Origin of the sequence: Embleya sp. NPDC050493 (assembly GCF_044458105.1) — a bacterium.
Lineage (GTDB): Bacteria > Actinomycetota > Actinomycetes > Streptomycetales > Streptomycetaceae > Embleya.
Genome location: NZ_JBITHP010000041.1, coordinates 1 through 21883 on the forward strand (window position 1 = coordinate 1; position 21883 = coordinate 21883).

Consider the following 21883-nt stretch of genomic DNA (forward strand, 5'->3'; position numbering starts at 1 on the left):
GGTCTCATTCCGAACCCGGAAGCTAAGCTCTCCAGCGCCGATGGTACTGCACTCGAAGGGGTGTGGGAGAGTAGGACGCCGCCGGAATCTACGTGAGTAAGGGGCCCCACCCCGGTGGGGCCCCTTATTTTTTTATCCGGATTTATTTACCGTGGCGACCCCTGTTCACAGGGGTTCATGGCCACTGTCGGGTGCGCCGACTTCGTTCGTCATACGGGACAATGGTGGTCGAGCCACAGGCGACTGCGTACCCGTACGACGATCACGAGGAGCAAATCCCATGTCCAATCCCCCCTCCGAGGGACGGCCGAGTCGCCGTCCCAGTGGATCGCAGTACTCGGGGGGCGGTGGCGGTGGTGATCGCCGGCCGTTCAACCGTGACGATCGCGGTGGCCGTCCGGCTTCCGGTGGTCGTGATCAGGGCGGCCGTGACGACCGTGGCGGTTCGCGTCCTCCGTTCAATCGTGACGACCGCGGCGGTAGCCGTGGTGCGGGCGCCGGTCGCCCCCAGGCCGGTGGCCGGCCGCAGTCCGGTGGTCGGGACGACCGTGGCGGTTCGCGTCCCCCCTTCAACCGTGACGACCGTTCCGGCGGCGGTTCGCGTGCGCCGTACCGCTCGGATCGTCCGGAGCGTTCCGACCGGCCCGCTCGCGACGACCGTGGCGGTTCGCGCCCCTCGTTCGGCAACCGCGACGACCGTGGTGGGCGCCCGTCGTACGGCAACCGTGACGACCGTGGTGGCTCGCGTCCTGCGTTCAACCGTGACGACCGAGGCGCCGGGCGTCCGCAGTCCGGTGGTCGGGACGACCGTGGTGGTTCGCGTCCCCCCTTCAACCGTGACGACCGTTCCGGTGGCGGCTCGCGTGCGCCGTACCGCTCGGACCGTCCGGAGCGCTCCGACCGGCCCGCTCGCGACGACCGTGATGGCTCGCGTGCGCCCTTCCGGGCGGATGGTCCCGAGCGTGACCGCGGCCAGTCGCGTACGTCCTACGGGGCACGTGGCGACCACGCGATCTCGCGGCCGAGCCGCGAGGACCGCGACGGTGGCTCGCGTCCTTCCTTCAACCGGGACGACCGTGGTGGCTCGCGTCCGTCGTACGGCAACCGCGACGACCGTGGCGGTTCGCGTCCCGCGTTCAATCGTGACGACCGTGGTGGGGATCGTCGGCCTTCGGCCGGTCGTGACGACCGGCCCGGGTTCCGCGAGGAGCGGGGCGGGGACCGTCGTCCGTCGTTCAACCGGGACGACCGTGGTGGCTCGCGTCCCCCCTTCAACCGGGACGACCGCTCCGGCGGTGGCTCGCGTCCGCCGTACCGCTCGGACCGCCCGGAGCGCTCCGACCGGCCCGCTCGCGACGACCGTGGCGGCTCGCGGCCCTCGTTCGGCAACCGCGACGACCGTGGCGGCGCCGGTGGGCGGCTGCCGTTGCGTTCGGATCGTGGGGACCGGCCGGCTCGCGACGACCGCGGCGCCGGGCGTCCGTCGTTCAACCGGGACGACCGCGGTGGCTCGCGTCCTCCCTTCAACCGTGACGACCGTGGTGGGGATCGTCGGCCTTCGGCCGGTCGTGACGACCGGCCCGGGTTCCGCGAGGAGCGGGGCGGAGACCGTCGCCCGTCGTTCAACCGCGACGACCGTGGCGGCGCCGGTGGCTCGCGTCCGCCCTATCGCTCCGACCGGCCCGAGCGCTCCGACCGGCCCGAGCGCTCCGACCGGCCCGCTCGTGAGGAGCGGGAGTTCGGGGACCGTGACTACAAGGACGGCGCCAGCAGCCGGCCGACCTACAACGGTCAGCCCGGCGCGCGGCAGCCGTTCCACGAGCGTCGTCCGGCGCCGCGTCGGGACGACCGGGGTTCGGGTCGTCCGGCGAGTGGCGGTCGCGACGACCGTGGTGGTGCCGGGCGTCCGCCGTTCAACCGGGACGACCGTGGTGGCTCGCGTCCCGCGTTCAACCGGGACGACCGTTCCGGCGGTGGCTCGCGTGCACCGTTCCGCTCGGACCGTCCGGAGCGTTCGGACCGGCCGGCGCGCGATGACCGCGGTGGCTCGCGTCCGCCGTTCCGGTCGGATCGTCCGGAGCGCTCCGACCGGCCCGGCCGCGACGATCGTGGTGGGTCGCGTCCGTCGTACGGCGATCGTGGTGACCGTGGAGGCTCGCGTCCCCCGTTCAACCGGGACGACCGTGGTGGGCGTCCCTCGTTCGGGGACCGGGATCGGGGCAACAGCCGTCCGTCGTATGGCAACCGTGACGACCGCGGTGGGTCGCGTCCCTCGTACGATCGTCGGGACGAGCCCGGCTACGTGCCGGTCGAGCGGATGTTCATCCCCGAGGACGTGCAGGCCGAGGAGCTCGGTGCGGAAGCGCGCCAAGAGCTGCGTGGACTGCCCAAGACCCTCGCGGACGAGGTCGCGCGCAACCTGGTGATGATCGGCCGTACGGTCGACGAGGACCCGGAGCTGGCCTACAAGTACGCCAAGGTCGCGCTGCGGCTCGCGTCGCGCGTCGCCGCGGTGCGGGAGGCGGCCGGGATCGCGGCGTACATGGCCGGTGCGTATGCGGAGGCGCTGTCCGAGCTGCGTGCTGCGCGGCGGATGACCGGTTCGAGCGAGCACTGGGCCGTGATGGCCGACTGCGAGCGCGGGCTGGGCCGTCCGGAGCGGGCGCTGCAGATGGCGGGCGCGGACGAGGTCAAGGAACTGGACAAGGCCGCGCAGATCGAGCTGCGGATCGTCGCGGCCGGTGCGCGTCGCGACTTGGACCAACTCGACGCGGCCGTGGTCACGTTGCAGGTGCCGGAGCTGAACTCGGCGTCGACCAATCCCTGGGTGGCGCGCCTGCGGTTCGCGTATGCCGACGCGTTGGCGGCAGTGGGCCGGGACGACGAGGCGCGCGACTGGTTCGGTCGGGCCGCCGAGGCGGACACCACCGGTGAGACCGGCGCGGCCGAGCGAGTCGCCGAGCTCGACGGTCTCGACTTCACCGACGCGCTCGACCCGGACGCGGAGGACGACGAGGACGAGAACCACATCGAGGACTCGGCGGCGGACGCGGTTGCCGATGCCGAGGATGCCTCGGATGAGGACGAGGACTTCGACGGCGACGACGACCGGGTCGAAGACGACGCGGACGACGCGGACGACGACGCTCCCGAGGCCGTCGACGCCGCGGACGCCGAGGCGCACAGCGCCGACGAGGCCGAGCCCGTCGTCGACGCGAAGGACTGATTCGGCGCCGCCCCGAGGTCGGTGGCGGTGAGGCGATGTGGGGAAGGGCCCGGCACATTCGTGCCGGGCCCTTCCTGCGTTACGGGGGTGGGAGGCGAACGCCCGTGATCGCATGCGACCGGAAGAGGTCACCCTCCGGCCCGCCGTCGCCCCCGGCTCGTCACTACTCCTGGAGGTCCAGGCTCCGCAGCACCAGTCCCGTGGCCGGCTTCGGGCCGAAGGATGTGGACTTCCGGGGCATGCGGACGTCCTGCTCGGCGAGTTCGCGGACCACCCGTTCGTCGGTGGGGCGCAGCAGGATCGCGGTGCCGCCGGTCTGGTTGGCCTGGCGGACGGCGGCGGCCGCGTCGTGGACGTAGGTGATGTTGTCCCAGTTGTCGGGGACGTGCCAGACGTGGTCGAGCAGGGCCGCGTGCAGGACGGTGGCGTCGAGGCAGCGCCACGTGCGCGGGCGGTCGGCGCGGATCGCGATGTCGAGCAGGTCCGGGTCGGGGCCGGTGAGCAGGTGGAAGCGGCGGTCGCCGACGAGCAGGAAGGCCGGGCCGACGGCCTGGTCCAGTGCCCACAGGGCGGCGGGCAGGGTGCCGTCGAGGGGACGGGCCAGGAACGCGCCGGCGCCGGCGTCGCCGTAGGTGGCCAGGGCGTCGAGGGCGTCGGCCGGACGCAGCCTGGGCAGTACGCGGTGGATCGCGCCGACCCGCAGCGGGTGGCGCACGGTGTCCACGAGCAGGACCAGGCCGCGGTCCCAGGGGCCGTCGCCGCGGCCGTCCGCGTGGGCCCGCTCGCGCATCCTGGCGTAGGCGGCCCAGCGGTGGTGGCCGTCGGCGATCAGGGCCTTGCGATGCGCGAGGTCCGCGCGGATCCCGGCGAGCGCGTGACGATCGGTGAGCCCCCACAAGCGGTGGCGTATGCCGTCCGGCGTGCGCAGGCCGACCAGGGGCGGCTGGTGGGTGGTCTGTTCGACTATGTCCGAGGCGCGCCCGCCGCCGGTGTACACCAGCAGGATCGGCTCGGGGTTGGCCGACAGTTCGCTCATCAGCGCCGCCCGGTCGGCGACCGGGCCGGGCATCACGTCCTCGTGCGGCAGGACGGCGGAGTCGAGCGAGAGCGCGCCGATCAGACCGCGCTGGATCGAGTTGTGATCGCGCTGTTCGTATACGTACAACGAGGGCAGTGGGTCGGGGCGCAACGCGCCCTCGGCCAACCAGGTGCGCAGGGTGCTGCCCGCGTGCACGGCGCTGCGCGGGAGGACCAGTCGCACGATGTTGTGCGGGTCGGCGTCCTCCAGCGCGGGCACGCCGCCGGGCTCGACCACGTCGTACGGTGGCGAGGTCACCGACGCGACGTCCCCGACGCGTTCCGGGTCGTAGCGAAGCCCGCGGAAGGGGGCCAGATCGAGCCCGTTCGGCACTGCGTCGTCCATGGCCGAATGTTACGGGCCCGAGCCCGGGCAAGATCAGGACATCCGATGTCGGCGGTTGCCGGATTTTGGTGACCGGCGCGTGGTCGAGGTGCGGGAGGGCATCATGGCGATGGCTCAGGGAGCCGACGGGGTGAACGGTGCGCCCTCGGGCGATGTGTACGACTGGTATCGACGAGGGGTGCAGCTGCTCGCGTCGGGTAATCCGGCCGCCGCCGCGCAGTTGCTGGCGCGGGCGGCGGATGCGGCGCCGGAATCGCGCAGTGTGCGTGAGGCGTTGGCGCGGGCGTGGTTCGACTCGGGCAGACACGACGAGGCGCTGCGGCACTTTCGCGCGGTGGCCGAGTCGGATCCGGCGGACGACTACGCGCAGTTCGGTTGGGGACTGTCCGCCTCGCGGCTCGGTGACTTCGAGACCGCGGTGGAGCATCTGGCGCTCGCGGTGGCGATGCGGCCGGAGACCAAGCACTACCGGACGGCGCTGGTCCAGGCGCGGGCCACGTTGCGCGCGCGGGCGGGTGCGTACGGGACGATCGGCAAGGACGGCGGGGACATGGACGACAGGAGTGACGACGCGTGAGCGAGCAGACCTCGGCAGCCGGATCGGCGGACGGATCGCCGATCGGATCGGTATCGGCGGCGACGGGCGGTTCGGACGGGGCCGCGGATGCGGGGGAGTTGGCGCGGGCGTACGACGTCGCGCTGCTCGACCTGGACGGTGTCGTGTACACGGGTGCGCGGGCCGTTCCGCACGCGGTGGAGGTGCTGGGTGAGGCGCGCGGGCGCGGGATGGGGCTCGCGTTCGTCACGAACAACGCGTCGCGTCCGCCCAAGGCGGTGGCCGAGCATCTGGTCGAGCTGGGCATCGCGGCGCAGCCGGAGGACGTGGTGACCTCGGCGCAGGCCGCGGCGCGGGTGGTGGCCGAGCGGGTGCCCGAGGGCGCGGCGGTGCTGGTGGTCGGGGGTGAGGGACTGGAGGTCGCGTTGCGCGAGCACGGGCTGCGGCCGGTGCGTTCGGCGGACGAGGAGCCGGCCGCGGTGGTGCAGGGGTTCGCGGCCGACGTGGGGTGGCAGGCGTTGACGGAGGCTTCGTACGCGGTGGCGCGCGGGGTGTTCTGGGTGGCCTCGAATGCCGATCTGACGATTCCGACCGAGCGCGGGATCGCGCCGGGCAACGGTGCGCTCGTCGGTGTGGTGCGGGCGGCGACGGGGGTCGAGCCGGTGGTCGCGGGCAAGCCCGAGTTGCCGCTGCATCGGGAGACGATCCTGCGGACCGGTGCGCGTCGGCCGCTGGTGGTGGGCGATCGGTTGGACACCGACATCGAGGGTGCGTGCAACGGGGGTGTGGACAGTTTGTTGGTGCTCACCGGCGTGACCACGGCGCAGGCGCTGCTCGCGGCCGGGGCGGGGCAGCGGCCGACGTTCGTGGCGGAGGACCTGCGGGCGTTGTTGGCCGCGCCGGTGACGGCCCGGCACGAGGGTGACGCCTGGGTGTGCGGCGGCTGGTCGGCGCGGGTGGCCGAGGGTGCGTTGGCGGTGGAGGGTTCGGGCGACCGCATCGACGGGCTGCGGGCGGCGTGTGCGGCGGCGTGGGCGGCGGATGCGCCGGTGGACACCGAGGGTGTCGCGGCGCGCCTGGGCTGGTAGCCGGGGGCGGATGCGGGGCCGGCCGGGTCGGGCGGGTTGCTCGCGGTGCCGGCGCGTCCTGGGAGCGGGTGTGCTCAGAGCAGTTTGCGCAGGACCAGCAGGTCCTTGAGCGAGGCTTCCAGCTTGACCCGGCCCTTGGCCCACGCGGCGGCGAAGTTGAGGTCGCCGGCGACGAGTGCGACCAGGTCGTCGCCGGTCATGGTGAGGCGGATCTGCGCCTTGTCGGAGCGTGGTTCGGTGTCGATGTCGTGCAGTGCGCCGTCGCGCAGTCGCCCGGAGAAGGTGACGTCGAGGTCGGTGACGCGGCAGCTGAGGCTGCGGTCGAGTTGGGCGGCCTTGCGGGTGTCGCCCTCGGCGCGGCCCATTTTGGCGGACAGTTCCTCGAGGGCCTTGCGGCACTCTTCGACGGTGGCCATGCGCGGCGTTCCTTCCGTGGGATCCGGTTGGCGACCGTACCCCACCGGCGGTTGGGCGATGCCGGTGCCGGTCGCCCTCGCGTCGCCCGTCGCGGGTTCGGGCCGGGTCCGTGCCGGCGGCGGTCGCCGGTCACGGGTCGTGGGTTCGCCGTTGTTCGTGGGTGTGGCATGTCGTTGCTTCCGGCCCTGCGCCGGTGGAGAGGGTAGCGTCGGAGCAGACCGATCATCGCCGTTCGTATCGCCGCACAGGCACGCATACGGGCGGCCCGAGCAGGAAGGCGGGTGCCGTTTATGCGAGATGTCGTGCGCAGTTACCTTCAGATCGCCAGTGGCCTGACCGAGATGACCCGGCAGCGGGTCACCGAGGTGGCCAAGGCCCTGGTCGAGCGCAGCGGTCTGGACCTGGAGCAGGTGCCCGATCAGGCCCAGGCGTTGCCGCAGTACGTGCAGCAGGTCGCCGAGGAGCTGTACGAGACCGGCAAGGCGAACCGGGACCTGCTCGTGGGTGTGGTGCGCGGCGAGGTGGACAAGGCGTTGTCCCGGTCGAAGCCGTGGACCAAGGACCTGGTCAAGGCCGAGGAGGAGATCGCTCGGTTGAAGAGCCGGGTGACCGACCTGGAGCACCGCCTGGCGCGCGCGTCCACGCCGCGCACGGCGCGTCCGGCGGCGGGTCCGGGTGCGGGTGCGGGGTCGGCGGGTCGGCCGGCCACGCCCCCTGCCGCGTCGCGCGCCGGTGCGCCGGCGGATGCGCCGATCGCCCGGCCCGCCGTCGACGCCGAGGCGCCGGCCGCGAAGAAGGCTGCCGCGAAGCCGCCGGCCGCGAAGAAGGCCGCCGCGAAGAAGACCCCCGCGTCCCGGCCCGCTGCGGCGTCGACGCCTGCGGCCGCTGCGCGCAAGCCCGCGCGCAAGACGAACGGCACCGCCGCCACGAAGAAGGCGGCGCCGGCCAAGAAGGCCATCCGCAAGCCCACCGCGCCGACCGCGGACGCGGACGGGCAGTCGTGAGTTCGAGCGTGACCGAGGAGGCGGGCGAGGCGAGCGCGGATCCGGCGCCGAGCGCGGGCGGCGGTGCGCCCGAGGAGGTCGGCGTGCCGTCGGCGATCCCGGTGATCGGCCCGCTCGACGTCGAACCGCCCGCGCCCTCCGGCGACGCGCATGTGGACGCGGTACTCGCCACCCTGAGCCGTGTGGGTGACCTGCCCACCGAGGCGCACGGGTCGGTGTACGAGGATGTGCACCGAGGATTGCGGGACACCCTGGCGGAACTGGACCGGTAGGGCGAGACCGGACCGGTGGGTCCGGATCCACGACCCCGGGCGAGGGACGCACACACGCGGGGCGGGTCCTCGTCGACGACTTCGGCACAACCAAGGAACGGCAGGCACGACCGGTGGCACGACGCAGGCTCGACGCCGAGCTGGTGCGCAGGGGACTCGCTCGCTCCCGGGACCACGCGAGCGAACTGATCGCGGCCGGGCGGGTGACGGTGGGCGGCCAGACCGCGACCAAGGCGGCCACCCAGGTCGACGCGGGAGCGGCCGTGGTGGTCGCGGCCGACGAGGGTGATCCGGACTACGTCTCGCGCGGCGGGCACAAGCTCGCCGGCGCGCTCGCCGCGTTCACCCCGCTCGGCCTCACCGTCGAGGGGCGGCGCTGCATCGATGCGGGCGCCTCCACCGGCGGCTTCACCGACGTGCTGCTGCGCGCGGGTGCGGCGCATGTGGTCGCGGTGGACGTGGGCTACGGGCAGCTGGCCTGGGCGCTGCGCAGCGACGACCGGGTGACGGTGCGGGACCGGACCAACGTGCGTGAGCTGACGCCGGATCAGGTGGGGCCGGCGGCCGACCTCGTGGTGGGTGACCTGTCCTTCATCTCGCTCGGGCTGGTGCTGCCCGCGCTGGTGCGCTGTTCGGCGCCGGACGCGGATCTGGTGATGATGGTCAAGCCGCAGTTCGAGGTCGGGCGCGAGCGGCTCGGCGCGGGTGGGGTGGTGCGCGATCCCGCGCTGCGGGCCGAGGCGGTGCGTACGGTGGCGGAGCAGGCCGCCAAGACGGGCCTGGGTGTGCTCGGGGTGACCGCGTCGCCGCTGCCGGGGCCGTCGGGCAACGTCGAGTACTTCCTGTGGATGCGGGCCGGTGCGCCGGATCTGGACCCCGCCGACGTCGATCGGGCGGTCGCCGAGGGGCCTCGGTGAGCGGCGTGCACGATAGCGTCACGGCGTACGGGTACGGCTGCGGTCGATCTGATGCGGACGAGGGGATACGGGCATGAGCGATCGCACGGTACTGGTGGTGACGCACACCGGCCGACCTGCGGCACTGCGGAGCGCACGGCTGGTGGTGGAACGGCTGATCGCGGCCGGCCTGGGTGTGCGGGTGCTCGAACACGAGGCGGACGACCTGGCCCTGCCGGGCGCGGTCGTGGTGTCCGTGGAGCCGGACGCGGCCAAGGGTTGCGAGTTGGCGATCGTGCTCGGCGGCGACGGCACGCTGCTGCGCGGCGCGGAGTTGGTGCGCGATGCGGCGGTGCCGATGCTCGGGGTCAACCTGGGCCGGGTCGGCTTCCTGGCCGAGGCCGAGCGCGAGGACCTCAACGATGTGGTGGAGCGGGTCGTGACGCGCGACTACGACGTCGAGGAGCGGATGACGCTCGACGTGGTGGTCCGGGTCAACGGCGAGATCGTGCACACCAACTGGGCGCTGAACGAGGCCGCGATCGAGAAGGCCTCGCGCGAGCGCATGCTCGAACTGGTCGCCGAGGTGGACGGCCGGCCGCTGTCCCGCTGGGGCTGCGACGGGGTGGTGTGTGCGACGCCGACCGGCTCGACCGCGTACGCGTTCTCCGGTGGCGGGCCGATCGTGTGGCCCGAGGTGGAGGCGCTGATCATGGTGCCGATCAGCGCGCACGCGCTGTTCGCGCGCCCGGTGGTGGTCTCGCCGAACTCGGTGCTCGCGCTCGAACTGGCTGCGGAGACGCCGCCCGGTGCGCTGTGGTGCGACGGTCGGCGGACCGTACAGCTGCCCGCGGGCGCGCGGGTGGAGGTGCGGCGCGGCACCCAGCCGGTGCGGTTGGCGCGGTTGCACCGGGCGCCGTTCACGGATCGACTGGTGGCCAAGTTCGCGTTGCCGGTCAAGGGCTGGCGCGGGCGCAAGTAGGCCGCCGCACGGGCTCCGGATCGGCGTCGCGGTCGTGCGATGGTGTGCTGAACACATGGTGGACACACGCCGTTGAACTGCGTTCTTCGCGCGGAGTCCCCACGACCTCGTAGTGTCGTCCCGTGCTCGAAGAGATGCGGATACAGGGTCTGGGTGTCATCGAAGACGCCGTAGTCGAGCTCGCGCCGGGCTTCACCGTGGTCACGGGCGAGACCGGCGCCGGCAAGACGATGGTGGTGACCGGACTGGGCTTGCTGTTCGGTGGGCGAGCCGATGCCGGGCTGGTGCGCAACGGGACGGGGAAGGCCCTGGTGGAGGGTCGGCTCAGCGTGCCGGCGGACTCGCCCGCGGGGCGTCGCGCCGCCGAGGCGGGCGCCGAGGTGGACGACGGCGAACTGCTCCTGGCGCGGACCGTCTCGGCCGAGGGTCGCTCGCGCGCGCATGTGGGCGGGCGGGCGGCGCCGATCGGGCTGCTGACCGACCTGGCCGACGACCTGATCGCGGTGCACGGCCAGACCGACCAGCAGCGGCTGCTGCGCCCGGCCCGCCAGCGCGGCGCGCTGGACCGGTATGCCGGCGAGGCGGTGTCGGCGCCGTTGAAGGCGTACGGCGGGGTCTACCGACGGCTGCGCGAGGTGAGCGCGGAACTGACCGAGATCACCACCCGGGCGCGCGAACGCGCGCAGGAGGCCGATCTGTTGCGATTCGGCCTGACCGAGATCGAGCAGGTCGTGCCGCAGCCCGGCGAGGATGCCGAACTCGCCGCGGAAACCCTGCGACTGGGCCACGCCGACGCGCTGCGCACCGCGGCGACCACGGCGCACGAGGCGCTGCTGGGCGACCCGGAGACCGGTACGGACGCGGTGGACGCCTCGACGCTGCTGGGCGCCGCACACCGCGCGGTGGAGGCGGTACGCGCACACGACCCGGCGCTCGCGGCGTTGGCCGATCGGCTCGGCGAGGTCGGGTATCTGGTGTCCGACGTGGCGGGCGAGCTGGCGTCCTATGCGGCCGGCGTGGACGCGGACCCGGTCCGGCTCGCGGCGGCGGAGGAGCGGCGGGCGGCGCTGTCCGCGTTGACCCGCAAGTACGGCGAGTCGATCGACGAGGTGCTGGCCTGGGCCGAGCGCTCGGCCGCGCGCTTGGCCGAGCTGGACGGCGACGACGACCGCACCGAGGAGCTGACCGCCGAACGGGACGCGCTGCGGGGCGAGTTGGCAACGCTGGCGAGTGAGGTGTCGGCGGCCCGGCACGCCGCGGCGGAGCGCTTCGCGGCGGCGGTCACCGGCGAGCTGACCGCGCTGGCGATGCCGTACGCGCGCGTGGGCGTGGCGATCTCCGGCGTGGACGACCCGGACGGCCTGCCGGTGGGCGATCGTGTCCTGGCCTACGGCCCGATGGGGGTGGACGAGGTCGAACTGCAACTGTCCCCGCACCCGGGCGCACCGCCACGCCCCCTGGCCAAGGGCGCCTCCGGCGGTGAACTCTCCCGCGTGATGCTCGCGGTCGAGGTGGTCTTCGCCGGCGCCGACCCGGTCCCCACCTTCGTCTTCGACGAGGTCGACCAGGGCGTCGGCGGCAAGGCCGCGGTCGAGGTCGGCCGCCGCCTTGCCCGCCTGGCCCGGGTGGCCCAGGTGATCGTGGTGACCCACCTTCCCCAGGTCGCGGCCTTCGCCGACCGCCACCTGGTGGTCGAAAAGTCCAGCGACGGCACGGTCACCCGCTCCGGCGTGGTCTCCCTCGACGACGCCGCCCGGGTCCGTGAACTCTCCCGCATGTTGGCGGGCCTGGAGGACTCCGAACTGGGCCGAGCCCACGCGGAGGAACTCCTGGCCACGGCCGCGGGGGCCAAGCGCGAAGACTGACATGCTCGTGGCCGCATGGCCCTGATGGGATTCGGGGGTTGGGCGGGGGCGTCGGGGTCGCGTCTCGGTCGGCCGGGTTGTGCACCCACCCGCTCCACCCGTCGCGTTCGGCGCGGAGGCTGCGGTTTCACAGGCACCGAGACGACCTGCTCCGGCCCCGAGGCCCAGGTGTGGTGGGCCGGCGCCGAGCAGGTGAGTTGGCTGCGGTGTGGAGTCTGGCTTCGTCCGGGTCACGGGGTCGCGGGGTGGCCGCGCTCTCTGGCTGGGTCGTGGCGCGTCGGCGCCTGCGACGCGGCTGAGCTTTCGTAGCCGAGGCGGGTGTTCCGCCTTCGCGCCTTCGGTGTCGCCGCCTGCCGTTGGCCGGGTTGGCTGCGATGAGGGATCGGGCCTCGCCTGGGTCGCCGAGTCGGGCTGCGGTTCGGCGCGTCAGCGCCCACGACCCGCGTGGCCCCCGGTGATCGACGCGCGCAGCGCGGAGAGCGGCGGAGCCGCAAAGTGTGGACGGTGTGGCCCGGAGCGAAGCGGAGGGACACACCGTCCCGACGACGCCCGACAAGAAGCCCGACAAGAAGCAACGTTGCGCCCTCGACTCTGGTCCACCGCGTCGCCGCGCCCGCGACCCCGATCGGTCGGACTCTTCGTGCCGCGACCCCGGCCACCTGGGCCCGCAGCCCCTGCGACCCCGGCCACCCGGGCCTGCTGCGCCCGCGACCCGGCCGGGCCGGGCCCGCAGCCTCTGCGGCCCCGGTGGGCTGGGCCTGCCACGCCCCCGAGCCGGCCGCCCGGCCCCGCAGCCCCCGCGACCGCGGCCGATGATGAGCGCCCCACGTCGTGTGCCCCGACCGCCGCCCCACTTGCCAAATCGCGCCATGTCGTTCTGTCCGCTTGTCGGCAGGGGCTCGGGTTGCTCTACTGGGTCCCGCGTGTACTTCTGCTCCTCCGCACGGTTCGGGTCCAGCCCAGAAACCAACCCAGGAGACAGGTATGTCCAAACGCGCCAGGTCAGCCAAGTTCGCTGCGCTCGCCACCGCCGGCGCACTCGCCGCCCTGACCGCATTCGTCGGCAGCGCCTCCGCCGGCGGGCCGTCGACGTCCCCGTACAACTGCGTGGACACCAGGGGTGGAGCGTTCACCGCGAAGGTGACGTACTCCACCGGTGGCGGTGTGCTGAAGGTGAGCATCGCCCGGACGATCCCGGTCGGCTTCCCCGCCAACTCGATCAACACCACCGTGCTCTTCAACGGGCCCAGTGGCGGCGTCGTCTACGACGGCGCGATCAACCCGCCCTACCCGGCGTCCTCGCCGGTGCTCAACCTCGGCGCGATCCCGAAGGTCAGCGGCACCATCTCGCCCGGCCAACCGCTGAACGCGGTGCTCACCGGCACTCCGCCGTCCCCGAGCAACTGGAGCCTGCGGGTGCTGTTCCCGGGCGGGTCGTGGCCCAGCTGGTACTGCGTCACCCGCACCCCGCTCACCCCGCCCCTGACCTACAACTGACCGACCCCGGACCGGGGCGGCGGCCCCGAGTCCGCCGCCGCCCCGCTTCACCCGGCCGGGCCATCCGACGGGCGCCGATCGGCCCGGCCGGCAGGCGCGGCAGGCCGTGCCCGCCGGCTCAGCAGGTCGCGTCCGGGGTGTCCGTCAGGCCGTAGTAGATGCGAGGTGCGCCGTCCAGGCGCAGTTCCACTCGCCCATGCACCGGCGTCAACAACCGCTCGCGCCCGATGCAGTCCACCTCGCGGACCGTTGCCGCGGCGTTTCGTCCTCCGCCGTGATGCCCCCGCACCGGCCGCCTCGCCGTTGAGGCGTCGGTCGCGGGCGCCGCCGCAACCGTCAGCGATGTCTTCGTCCGCCACCCGTCCACCCACGGTTCCGGCGCGGCGAACCAGCCCGAGTCGCCCGGGTGGTCGGGGTTGAGCACGTAGCCGTCCTTGCGGCTCCACAGGATCGAGATCGGCCCCTGCGGCGAGGAGAACAGCAGGCCGTGCAGGTCCGGGTCGGCCATGGTCAACCGGCGGACGAACACCGCCCGATCCAACACTCGGGCCGCCGTCGCGTAGGCCAGCGCCGACGGCTTGGCGCCGAGGTCGCGGTGCATCAGGCCGTAGTGGTACTCGGAGTTGGCCGGGTCGGCCCACTGCGGCTTGCCCAGCACGCTGTCGTGCAGCTGGTACCAGTTCACGCAGCGCACCCCCTCGGCCTTGGCCAACGCCAGGGTCAGCAGCACGTTCTCCGCGGCATGCCGATAGGTGTCGTGCCACCAGCTGTTCGGCTTGGTGCACGCGTAGGCCTCGGTCAGCCACAGCTCCTTGGCCCCGTACTCGGCGATCACCTCGCGGGCCTTGTGCAGGCCGCCGAGGAAGTTCCAGTACGTGCCGTGATCACCCATCGTCCAGTCGGCGGGCGCCGGGGCGTAATCGGGGGTGAAGTTGCCCCGGCCCGGATGGAAGGCGAAGCCGTCGATCAGGTCCCAGCCGCCCGCGTCGCGGAAGTTCCTGGTCCACACGTGATCCATCCCGGCCAGGCCGGCATTGAGCACCTTGGTCCGGGCCCCGGCCGCCGTCAGCCGATCGCGCACCGGGTGCAGGCCGTCGCGCACGTAGGCGGACGCGGTCTGCCCGCTCATCCACGGCTTGTTGATCTCGTTGGCCACCTCGAACCAGTCCGCGTCGGCCGCGATCGCCTTGGCCGTATTGGTGTCCGCCCACGCGGCGACCTGGGCGGTGGTGCCGCCGAGCGGGATGCCGGCCAGTTCGATGTTGTGCGCGAGGCCGGCCGCGTCCAGCGTGGCCGGCGGCAGGCCCGGGCCGCCGTCGTAGGAGATCCGCACCCGCTTGATGCCGAGCCGCCGCATCAGGCCCAGTACGGCGGGGGTGTCCGGCTCGAGCAGCCACGGGTAGTTGGCGATGCCGAACATGCTGTCGGCGCCCGCCTGGTACGTGAACGGGGGCAACACCGCGAGGTTGGTCCGGGCGAACGCCTCGTCCGTCCCGGACGTCGCGCTCACCTCGGTGAACACGATGCCCTGCGGTGGCGAGGTGACGGTGAAGGTCTGGGTCCAGGTGCCGCCGGCCGCGATCGTGCCGGTGACCGCGCCGCTGCCCAGCACCCGGCCGTCGAAGTCGCGCGCCCACCAGGACACCCGTACGGTCCGTTCGGCGGTGCCGCCGTTGGCGACCTCGGCGTGCAGCGGCATCGGGACGCCGCCCTGGTCCCACAGGGAGAACGGCCGGTCGGTCCACACCTCGACGCCCAGCGGGCGGGACGATCCGGTGGTGCCGGCCGCCGCGGGCCGCATCGAGCCGAGCACGAGATCGGCCTCGGTCACCGCGCCGTCGGTGGTCGCGGTGCCGGGGGCGTGGATCCAGGTCGCGTTGGTCCAGGCGGGGGTGGTGCCGGCGAGCCGGAAGTACGCGTTCGTGTCGGCCCAGGTCTCCCGGTAGACCACGCCGGCGTTGGTCTCGTACGGGATGCCGCCGCCCGCGTCCCGGTTCCACGTGGTCAGCGCGACCAGGCGCTCCGGCGCGGTGGGCGCGAGCACGGTGCGCCCGAACATGAAGCCGGCCGGGATCAGCCCGGTCGAGCCGCCCACCTCCCAGCGCAGATGCGCGCGGTGCGGGGTGACGTCGAAGGTGCCTCGGACGGTGATCCCGTTCGCGGCGGCGGGCAGCGTGTACTCGACCCGGATCGCCGGTCTGCCGTCCGCGAGCGTGATCGCCGACGGCGTGCCGCCGGTGGTCTGCTGGATGCCGGCCACGGTGTCCTTGGCCATGAATCGGGTCAGCCGGATTCGTTCGACGCCGGCGCCGTCGCGGACCGAGACGTAGCCGTCGGCGCCCGCGGTCAGGCTGATGCCCGGTGCGGAGACGGTCACCGGGGCGGCCTGGCCGGCCGCGAAGGCGGTTCCGGACAGCGCCGCGCCGGCCGCGCCGACCGCGACCGCCCCGGCCAGGAAGCCGCGTCGACGCAGACCGGCGTCGGATCCGGGACGGCCCGGCCGGGTGGCGGCGGAGGCGGCGGCATGGGCGCCGCGCCGGCCGTCGGCGCGGTCCTCGGATCGGTGCGCGGTGTGGACGTCGGCCTGGTCACCCGGCTGGTCAACGGCCCGGTCGTCGGCGTGGTCGTCGGGCGTGCGGTGGGCGGACATGAGGATCCCTTTCCCGAGCGACAGGGTTCACCTAATGCGGATTAGAGCGAAGGTGTACTCCGATCCTCGACACGAGTCAAGGCCGCCGTATGTCTGATTCGCCGGGCCGCGAAACCTGTCGGCCACGCTCTTGACACATCTTCCTAATGCGAATTAGATACGACCTCATCGCACTCGGACGCAGATCGGCGTCCGGAATGGCAGGCACTTCCGGAGCACCTCCGGATCCACTGCCGACAGCCGTGGCAACAGCCGCGGCAACTTCCGCGACTTCCGTAGCAACGTCCGGACCGCAGCATCAGGATCCAGGGAGGTACCCGTGGCCGAGTCAGTCCCGGTCAGCACGCACCGGCGTCGGCGCCGTCGGGCGGTGGCAGGGGCCGGGGCGCTCGCGCTCGCCCTCGTCGCCGGCACGGCCGGTTGTTCGTCCGGCGAGTCCGGCAAGTCCGGCGGTGCCGGCTCCTCCGGCAGGACCACGATCACCGTCGCGGGCATGCCCGCGACCACGGCACCCAAGACGCGGCAACAATTCCTGGACGCGGTCGCGGCGTTCGAGAAGGCCAACCCGAACATCAAGCTCAAGCCGACCGACACCCAGTGGGACGCGCGCACGTTCGCCGCCCGGCTGGCCGGCGGCAGCGCCGAGACGGTGCTGACCGTGCCGCTGACCGAACCGCCCGGCCTGATCGCGCGCAAGCAGATCACCGACCTGAGTGCCGAGGTCAAGGGCCTGCCGCACTCGGGCGACCTGGATCCGCGCGCGCTGGCCCCGGCCACCGCCGCCGACGGCAAGGTCTACGGGCTGCCGGTCACCGAGTACGCGCTCGGCCTGGTCTACAACCGCGACCTGTTTACCAAGGCCGGCCTGGACCCGGACAAGCCGCCCGCCACGTGGGACGAGGTGCGCACCGCCGCCAAGAAGATCTCCGCCACCGGCGCCACCGGCTACACCCAGATGACGGTCAAGAACACCGGCGGCTGGATCCTGACCGCGATGACCTACGCCTACGGCGGCTCGATGGAGAAGAAGGTCGGCGACAAGTACGCGCCGTCACTGCTCGACGGCCCGGCCGAGAAAGCGCTCGGGCAACTGTCCGCGATGCGCTGGCAGGACGACTCGATGGGCAACAACCACCTGCGTACCCAGCAGGACGCCGAACGCGACTTCGCCGCGGGCAAGATCGGCATGATGATCAGCACTGTCAACAGCTACAACCGCTACATCACCCAGTACTCCGGCAAGCCCGCCGACTTCGGCATGGCCGCCCTCCCGCAGCAGAACGGTGGCCGCGCCACCCTGCTCGGCGGCCTGATGGCCGTGGTCAGCGCCAAGGCCACGCCGGCGCAGCGGGCCGCGGCGGTGAAGTGGATCGACTACTTCTACCTCAAGCCCGCCTACGACCCGGCCGCGGCCGAGGAACTCGCGCTCGCCCAGGCCGCGGACAAGCTCGCGGTCGGCCTGCCCACACTGCCGTTCTACTCCGCCGCGGTGTCCGACCCGGTCAACACGGCGATCAACAAGCACGCCAACATCCCGGCCGCGAATTTCGCGCCCTACGTCACCGGCGTGGGCAAGCTGGACTACCAGGTGGAGCCGCCCGTCGCCGCGCAGGACCTGTACGGGGCGCTGGACACCGTGGTGCAGGCCGTGTTGACCCGCAAGGACGCCGACCCGCACGACGAGTTGGCCAAGGCGGCCGACCGGCTGGGGCCGGTCTTCGAGAAGGCGCAGGCACAGTGAGCGGCCGGCGCCGCGGCGAGGTCGCGCCGTGAGTACGCCGACCATTCCCCGGGAGAGTTCGCCGGCCGTCGCACCGGCGCCCGCCGGGAAGCGCCCTCCGGGGGCGAACCGTCTGCGCGGCGGCTCCCGGCATGTGGTGCCGGCGCTGTTCCTGCTGCCGACCGTGCTGGTGTTCGGCCTGTTCTCCTGGTGGCCGATCATCCGCAGCCTGGTGCTCAGCTTCCAGCAGACCAACCTGGTCGAGCCGGCGACCTGGGTCGGCCTGCAGAACTACCGGACCCTGCTCGACGATCCGCTGCTCGGCACGGCGGTGTGGAACACGGTGGTGTTCACCGGCCTGGCACTGCTGATCGGTTTCCCGCTGCCGCTGTTCCTGGCCGTGCTGATGTCCGAACTGCGGCGCGGCGGCGGGCTGATGAGGGTGCTGGTCTACCTGCCGGTGGTGGTGCCGCCGGTGGTGGCGGTGCTGATGTGGAAGTGGTTCTACGACCCGGACACGGGATTGTTCAACGAGGTGCTCGGCAAGGTCGGCCTGGGCCCGTACCCGTGGTTGCAGTCCGCCGACACCGCGATGACGAGCCTGGTGGTGGAGGCGACCTGGGCGGGTGCGGGCGGTGCGGTGCTGATCTATCTGGCCGCGCTCGCGAGTGTGCCGACCGAGTTGTACGAGGCCGCCGAACTGGACGGAGCCTCGGTCCGGCGCCGGTTGTGGCACGTCACGTTGCCGCACATGCGCTCGATCCTGCTGATCATGATGCTGCTCCAGGTGATCAACACCTTCCAGGTCTTCACCGAGCCGTTCGTGCTCACCGACGGCGGCCCGGAGGATTCCACGGTCACCGTGCTGCTGCTCATCTACCGCTACGCGTTCGTCGGTGGCGACTACGGCAGCGCCGCCGCGCTGAGCGTGAGCCTGGCCGCGGTGCTCGCGGTCCTGTCGGCGATCTATCTGCGGCTCACCCGCACATGGGGGACCACATGAGTACCAGTGTCAGGGGGACGCGATGAGTACCGGCGTCAGGGAGAAGACATGAGTACCGGCCCCAGGGGCGTGATGTCCGAGGCGGAACGCCGCCGCCCGCTCACCCGGATCGGCCTGGGCACCACGCAACTGTTGCTGATCGCGGCGCTGGTGATCGAGGGCGCGGGGCCCATCTACTGGGTGTTCAAGGGCTCGATCTCCTCCACCCAGGAGTCCCTGCGGCACCCGCTGGCGCTGTGGCCGGAGGAGGCGCACTGGTCGAACATCTCCACCGCGTGGACGAGCCTGGACCTCGGCCGCTATCTGATGAACACCGTGGTGCTGGTGGGCGGTTCGTGGTTCGTGCAGTTGTTCGTCGCGGTGACCGGCGCCTACGCGCTGTCCGTGCTGCGGCCGTTCTACGGGAAGTACGTCTACGCCGCGGTGCTGGCCACGTTGTTCCTGCCGGGCACGGTGTCGATGGTCTCGCTCTACCTGACCATCCAGGACCTGCCGCCGACCGGGGGTTCGATCGCGAACACGCCGATGGCGGTCTGGCTCCCGGCCGGTGCGCACGCCTTCAACGTGCTGCTGATGAAGCAGTTCTTCGACGGCATTCCGAAGGAACTCCTGGAGGCGGCACGCCTGGACGGCGCCGGTCCGTGGCGGATCCTCACCCGTATCGTGCTGCCCATGTCCCGGCCGATCCTGGCCGTGGTGTCGCTGCTGGCGGTGATGAACGCCTGGAAGGACTTCCTCTGGCCGATGATCGCCATCACCGACACGGACAAGCAGCCGCTGGCGGTGGCGTTGCCGCGACTCGCGGACACCTCGGACCAGAGCCTGCTGATCGCGGGCATGCTGATCGCGATCATCCCGCCGGTCGTGGTGTTCCTGGTCTTCCAGCGGCAGATCGTGCGCGGGATCGCCTTCACGGGGCTCAAATGAGCGGGGTTCGCACGGACGACGAGGAGCGTGGCTTCGATGCCGTTGCCGCCGAGACTCGGATGACCCGGGTCCTGGTGACCGGGGCCGCGGGGCGGCTGGGGACCGCCGTGTCGGCCGAACTGGCCGATCGGGGCGTGCCGGTGACCGCCCTGGTCGTCGCGTCGGCGGCCGAGGATGTCGGGCGGTTGCGGGCCGACCGGGTGGTGGTCGGCGACGCGCGCGACCCCGAGGCCGTGGTGGATGCGCTCGACGGGGTCGATGCGGTGATCCACCTGGCCGCGCTCGCCTCGCCCGAAGTGGCCGCGCCCGAGGTGGTCTTCGCCACGAATACGCAGGCCACGTTCGTGGTGCTGAACGAGGCGGGGCGGGCGGGGGTGCGGCGTGCGGTGCTGGCGAGCAGCCTGTCGGTGACCGGCCTGCCGTTCGCCCGTTCCACGCCTCGGCCGCAGCCGGCGTACCTGCCCCTGGACACCGCGTTGCCGCCGTGCATCGAGGATCCGTACGCGCTGTCCAAGCAGGTCGACGAGGCCACCGCCGCGATGATGCACCGGCGGCACGGGATGACGGCGGTGGCGCTGCGCCTCCCGTTCCTCGGCGACCCGGACCGACTGGCCGGGCACGCCGCGCGGTTGGCCGGGAATCCGGCGCTCGGCGCGCCGGAGGTGTGGAGCTACCTCGACCTGCGCGACGCGGCACGGGCGTGCGTACTGGGCCTGACCGCGCCCGGGGTGACGGGTGCGCCGGTGTTGTTCGTGGCGGCGCCGGACACCCTGATGGCGGCATCCACCGGCGACCTGCTCGCCGGGCATCTCCCGGACGTGCCCTGCCGTGCGGTGTTCCCGGCCCGTTCGGTCCCGATCGACCTGACCCCCGCGCGGCGACTCCTCGGCTTCACCGCCCGGCATCCGTACCCCCAGGAGCGACCCTGATGACCACGTCCGAGAGGACTCCGGCCGATCGCGCGGCCCCGGCGGCGGCGCTCGCGCCACCGGCCGGTCCGGCCGCGCCCGCGGCGATGCCCGAGACGCAGGCTCCCTGGCCGGCCCGGGACGCCTTGCGCATCACCGCGGTGCGGGCGATCGTCACCGCGCCCGGGGGTGTTCCGCTCGTCGTGGTGCGGATCGACACGTCCGAGCCGGGGCTGTACGGGCTCGGCTGCGCCACCTTCACCCAGCGGTTCCACGCGGTCGTCTCGGCCGTCGAGGAGCACCTCGCGCCGATGGTGATCGGTCGGCATCCGGGTGACATCGAGGACATCTTCCGGATGTTGCACTTCTCCTCCTACTGGCGCGGCGGCCCGGTGCACAACAACGCGCTGTCCGGGATCGACCAGGCGCTGTGGGACATCGCCGGCAAACGACTGGGCGTGCCGGTCTACGAGTTGCTCGGCGGTCGGGTGCGCGGCGGCGCGGCGGTGTACACCGGCGCCCGCGGCGGCGACATCGAGGAGTCGATCGAGCGGGTGGCCGCGCTGGCCGAACAGGGCTATCGCTACGTGCGGTTGCAGAGCGGCGGGCCCGGCTTGGGCACCTATGGCGCCGACGGTACGCCGGGTGGCCACCCGGGCGCCCCCTACCCGGACGGCTGGGACGTCGGCCACTACCTGCGCACCGCGCCGCGCCTGTTCGAGCGCGCCCGCGAGGTGCTCGGCGAGGAACTCGGGCTGCTGCACGACGCGCACAACCGGCTCACCCCGAAGGAGGCGGTGGGACTGGCCCGTTCGCTGGAGCCGTACCGGCTGTTCTTCCTGGAGGACCCGCTGGCACCGGAGCACTTCGACCGGTTGCCCGAGGTGCGCGCCGCCGCGCCGATGCCGATTGCGTCGGGGGAGTTGCTCACCTCGATGACCGACGCGACGCGTCTGATCACCTCCGGCGGCGTCGACTACCTGCGGGTGCACGTCTCGGCGGTGGGCGGGCTGACGCCGGCCCGGAAGCTGGCCACGCTGTGCGAGCTGACCGGCGTACGGACCGCGTGGCACGGACCGCCGGACGTGTCGCCGGTGGGCGCGGCGGTCAACGTCACGCTGGATGTGACCAGCGCGGCGTTCGGCATCCAGGAACAGCACGTCTACCCCGAGCGGGTGCACGAGGTGTTTCCCGGCACACTGCGCACGGTGGGCGGCTACATCACCCCTTCGGATCGGCCCGGTTGGGGCGTCGATCTGGACGAGGCGATGGCGGCGAGGTACCCACCGCAGACCCACCTGCACGAGCGGTGGGCCGCCCGGGTACGGCGGCCGGACGGGGGGCTGGAGGCACCGTGAGGTGGGTGGGCGCGGTGGACTCGACGGGTGCGGGGCGTTCGGTGGATTCGGCGGGGGCGGTTGAGCCCGGTGGATTACGCACCGTGACCGG

17 protein-coding genes and 1 rRNA gene are annotated in these 21883 nt (G+C 72.7%); 15 read left to right on the top strand and 3 right to left on the bottom strand.

Going from position 1 to position 21883, the window contains the following annotated elements; translation table 11 throughout:
- Both rrf and ACIBM5_RS43010 read left to right on the top strand, forming a co-directional pair.
- Nucleotides 1–87: ribosomal RNA gene (rrf, locus tag ACIBM5_RS43005) — 5S ribosomal RNA — on the top strand; the annotation flags it as partial.
- Between the two features lie 2230 nt (nucleotides 88–2317).
- Nucleotides 2318–3226, top strand: coding sequence for a hypothetical protein (locus ACIBM5_RS43010; protein WP_396012140.1), 909 nt, complete (start codon nucleotides 2318–2320; stop codon nucleotides 3224–3226).
- Between the two features lie 163 nt (nucleotides 3227–3389).
- Here the strand turns inward: ACIBM5_RS43010 and ACIBM5_RS43015 are convergent, their stop codons facing one another.
- Nucleotides 3390–4649 (bottom strand): DUF1015 family protein, encoded by a 1260-nt coding sequence (locus ACIBM5_RS43015; RefSeq protein WP_396012141.1) that lies wholly within the window; start codon nucleotides 4647–4649, stop codon nucleotides 3390–3392.
- Between the two features lie 103 nt (nucleotides 4650–4752).
- Here ACIBM5_RS43015 and ACIBM5_RS43020 point away from each other — a divergent pair, with 103 nt between their 5' ends.
- Both ACIBM5_RS43020 and ACIBM5_RS43025 read left to right on the top strand, forming a co-directional pair.
- On the top strand, nucleotides 4753–5226 hold the full coding sequence (locus tag ACIBM5_RS43020) for a tetratricopeptide repeat protein (protein ID WP_391586880.1): 474 nt from the start codon (nucleotides 4753–4755) through the stop codon (nucleotides 5224–5226).
- Between the two features lie 41 nt (nucleotides 5227–5267).
- Complete coding sequence (locus ACIBM5_RS43025; protein WP_396012183.1) at nucleotides 5268–6293, top strand: HAD-IIA family hydrolase; 1026 nt, start codon at nucleotides 5268–5270, stop codon at nucleotides 6291–6293.
- Nucleotides 6294–6367: 74 nt separating this feature from the next.
- Here ACIBM5_RS43025 and ACIBM5_RS43030 read toward each other — a convergent pair whose 3' ends face one another.
- Nucleotides 6368–6709, bottom strand: coding sequence for an alkyl sulfatase C-terminal domain-containing protein (locus ACIBM5_RS43030; protein ID WP_396012142.1), 342 nt, complete (start codon nucleotides 6707–6709; stop codon nucleotides 6368–6370).
- Nucleotides 6710–7012: 303 nt separating this feature from the next.
- Here ACIBM5_RS43030 and ACIBM5_RS43035 point away from each other — a divergent pair, with 303 nt between their 5' ends.
- The 6 genes from ACIBM5_RS43035 (at nucleotide 7013) to ACIBM5_RS43060 (ending at nucleotide 13226) form a co-directional block, all read left to right on the top strand.
- Nucleotides 7013–7714, top strand: a complete 702-nt coding sequence (locus tag ACIBM5_RS43035) for a histone (protein WP_396012143.1) — start codon at nucleotides 7013–7015, stop codon at nucleotides 7712–7714.
- Nucleotides 7711–7986: a hypothetical protein gene (locus ACIBM5_RS43040; protein ID WP_391586883.1), complete on the top strand. Its 276-nt coding sequence runs from the start codon at nucleotides 7711–7713 to the stop codon at nucleotides 7984–7986. The genes ACIBM5_RS43035 and ACIBM5_RS43040 overlap by 4 nt, the downstream gene beginning before the upstream one ends.
- A 113-nt stretch (nucleotides 7987–8099) precedes the next feature.
- Complete coding sequence (locus ACIBM5_RS43045) at nucleotides 8100–8903, top strand: TlyA family RNA methyltransferase (protein WP_396012144.1); 804 nt, start codon at nucleotides 8100–8102, stop codon at nucleotides 8901–8903.
- A 73-nt stretch (nucleotides 8904–8976) separates the two neighbouring features.
- Entirely contained in the window at nucleotides 8977–9864 is an 888-nt protein-coding gene (locus tag ACIBM5_RS43050; RefSeq protein WP_020549773.1) for an NAD kinase, read from the top strand.
- 134 nt (nucleotides 9865–9998) lie between these two features.
- The gene (gene recN, locus ACIBM5_RS43055; protein WP_396012184.1) at nucleotides 9999–11729 is read left to right on the top strand and encodes a DNA repair protein RecN; all 1731 of its coding nucleotides are present in this window, start codon (nucleotides 9999–10001) and stop codon (nucleotides 11727–11729) included.
- Between the two features lie 984 nt (nucleotides 11730–12713).
- A complete protein-coding gene (locus tag ACIBM5_RS43060; RefSeq protein ID WP_396012145.1) occupies nucleotides 12714–13226 on the top strand; it encodes a hypothetical protein in 513 nt (170 codons plus the stop codon).
- A 118-nt stretch (nucleotides 13227–13344) separates the two neighbouring features.
- Here ACIBM5_RS43060 and ACIBM5_RS43065 read toward each other — a convergent pair whose 3' ends face one another.
- Nucleotides 13345–15876, bottom strand: coding sequence for a hypothetical protein (locus ACIBM5_RS43065; protein ID WP_396012146.1), 2532 nt, complete (start codon nucleotides 15874–15876; stop codon nucleotides 13345–13347).
- A gap of 319 nt (nucleotides 15877–16195) precedes the next feature.
- Between ACIBM5_RS43065 and ACIBM5_RS43070 the strand changes: the two genes are divergently transcribed.
- The 5 genes from ACIBM5_RS43070 to ACIBM5_RS43090 are packed head-to-tail and all read left to right on the top strand — an operon-like array spanning nucleotide 16196 to nucleotide 21792.
- Complete coding sequence (locus ACIBM5_RS43070) at nucleotides 16196–17617, top strand: extracellular solute-binding protein (protein WP_396012147.1); 1422 nt, start codon at nucleotides 16196–16198, stop codon at nucleotides 17615–17617.
- Nucleotides 17618–17645: 28 nt separating this feature from the next.
- Nucleotides 17646–18599, top strand: a complete 954-nt coding sequence (locus ACIBM5_RS43075; RefSeq protein ID WP_396012148.1) for a carbohydrate ABC transporter permease — start codon at nucleotides 17646–17648, stop codon at nucleotides 18597–18599.
- Between the two features lie 48 nt (nucleotides 18600–18647).
- Nucleotides 18648–19526 (top strand): carbohydrate ABC transporter permease, encoded by an 879-nt coding sequence (locus ACIBM5_RS43080; protein WP_396012149.1) that lies wholly within the window; start codon nucleotides 18648–18650, stop codon nucleotides 19524–19526.
- Nucleotides 19523–20455 (top strand): NAD-dependent epimerase/dehydratase family protein, encoded by a 933-nt coding sequence (locus ACIBM5_RS43085; RefSeq protein ID WP_396012150.1) that lies wholly within the window; start codon nucleotides 19523–19525, stop codon nucleotides 20453–20455. The genes ACIBM5_RS43080 and ACIBM5_RS43085 overlap by 4 nt, the downstream gene beginning before the upstream one ends.
- The gene (locus ACIBM5_RS43090) at nucleotides 20455–21792 is read left to right on the top strand and encodes an enolase C-terminal domain-like protein (RefSeq protein ID WP_396012151.1); all 1338 of its coding nucleotides are present in this window, start codon (nucleotides 20455–20457) and stop codon (nucleotides 21790–21792) included. The genes ACIBM5_RS43085 and ACIBM5_RS43090 overlap by 1 nt, the downstream gene beginning before the upstream one ends.
- Nucleotides 21793–21883: the final 91 nt, after the last annotated feature.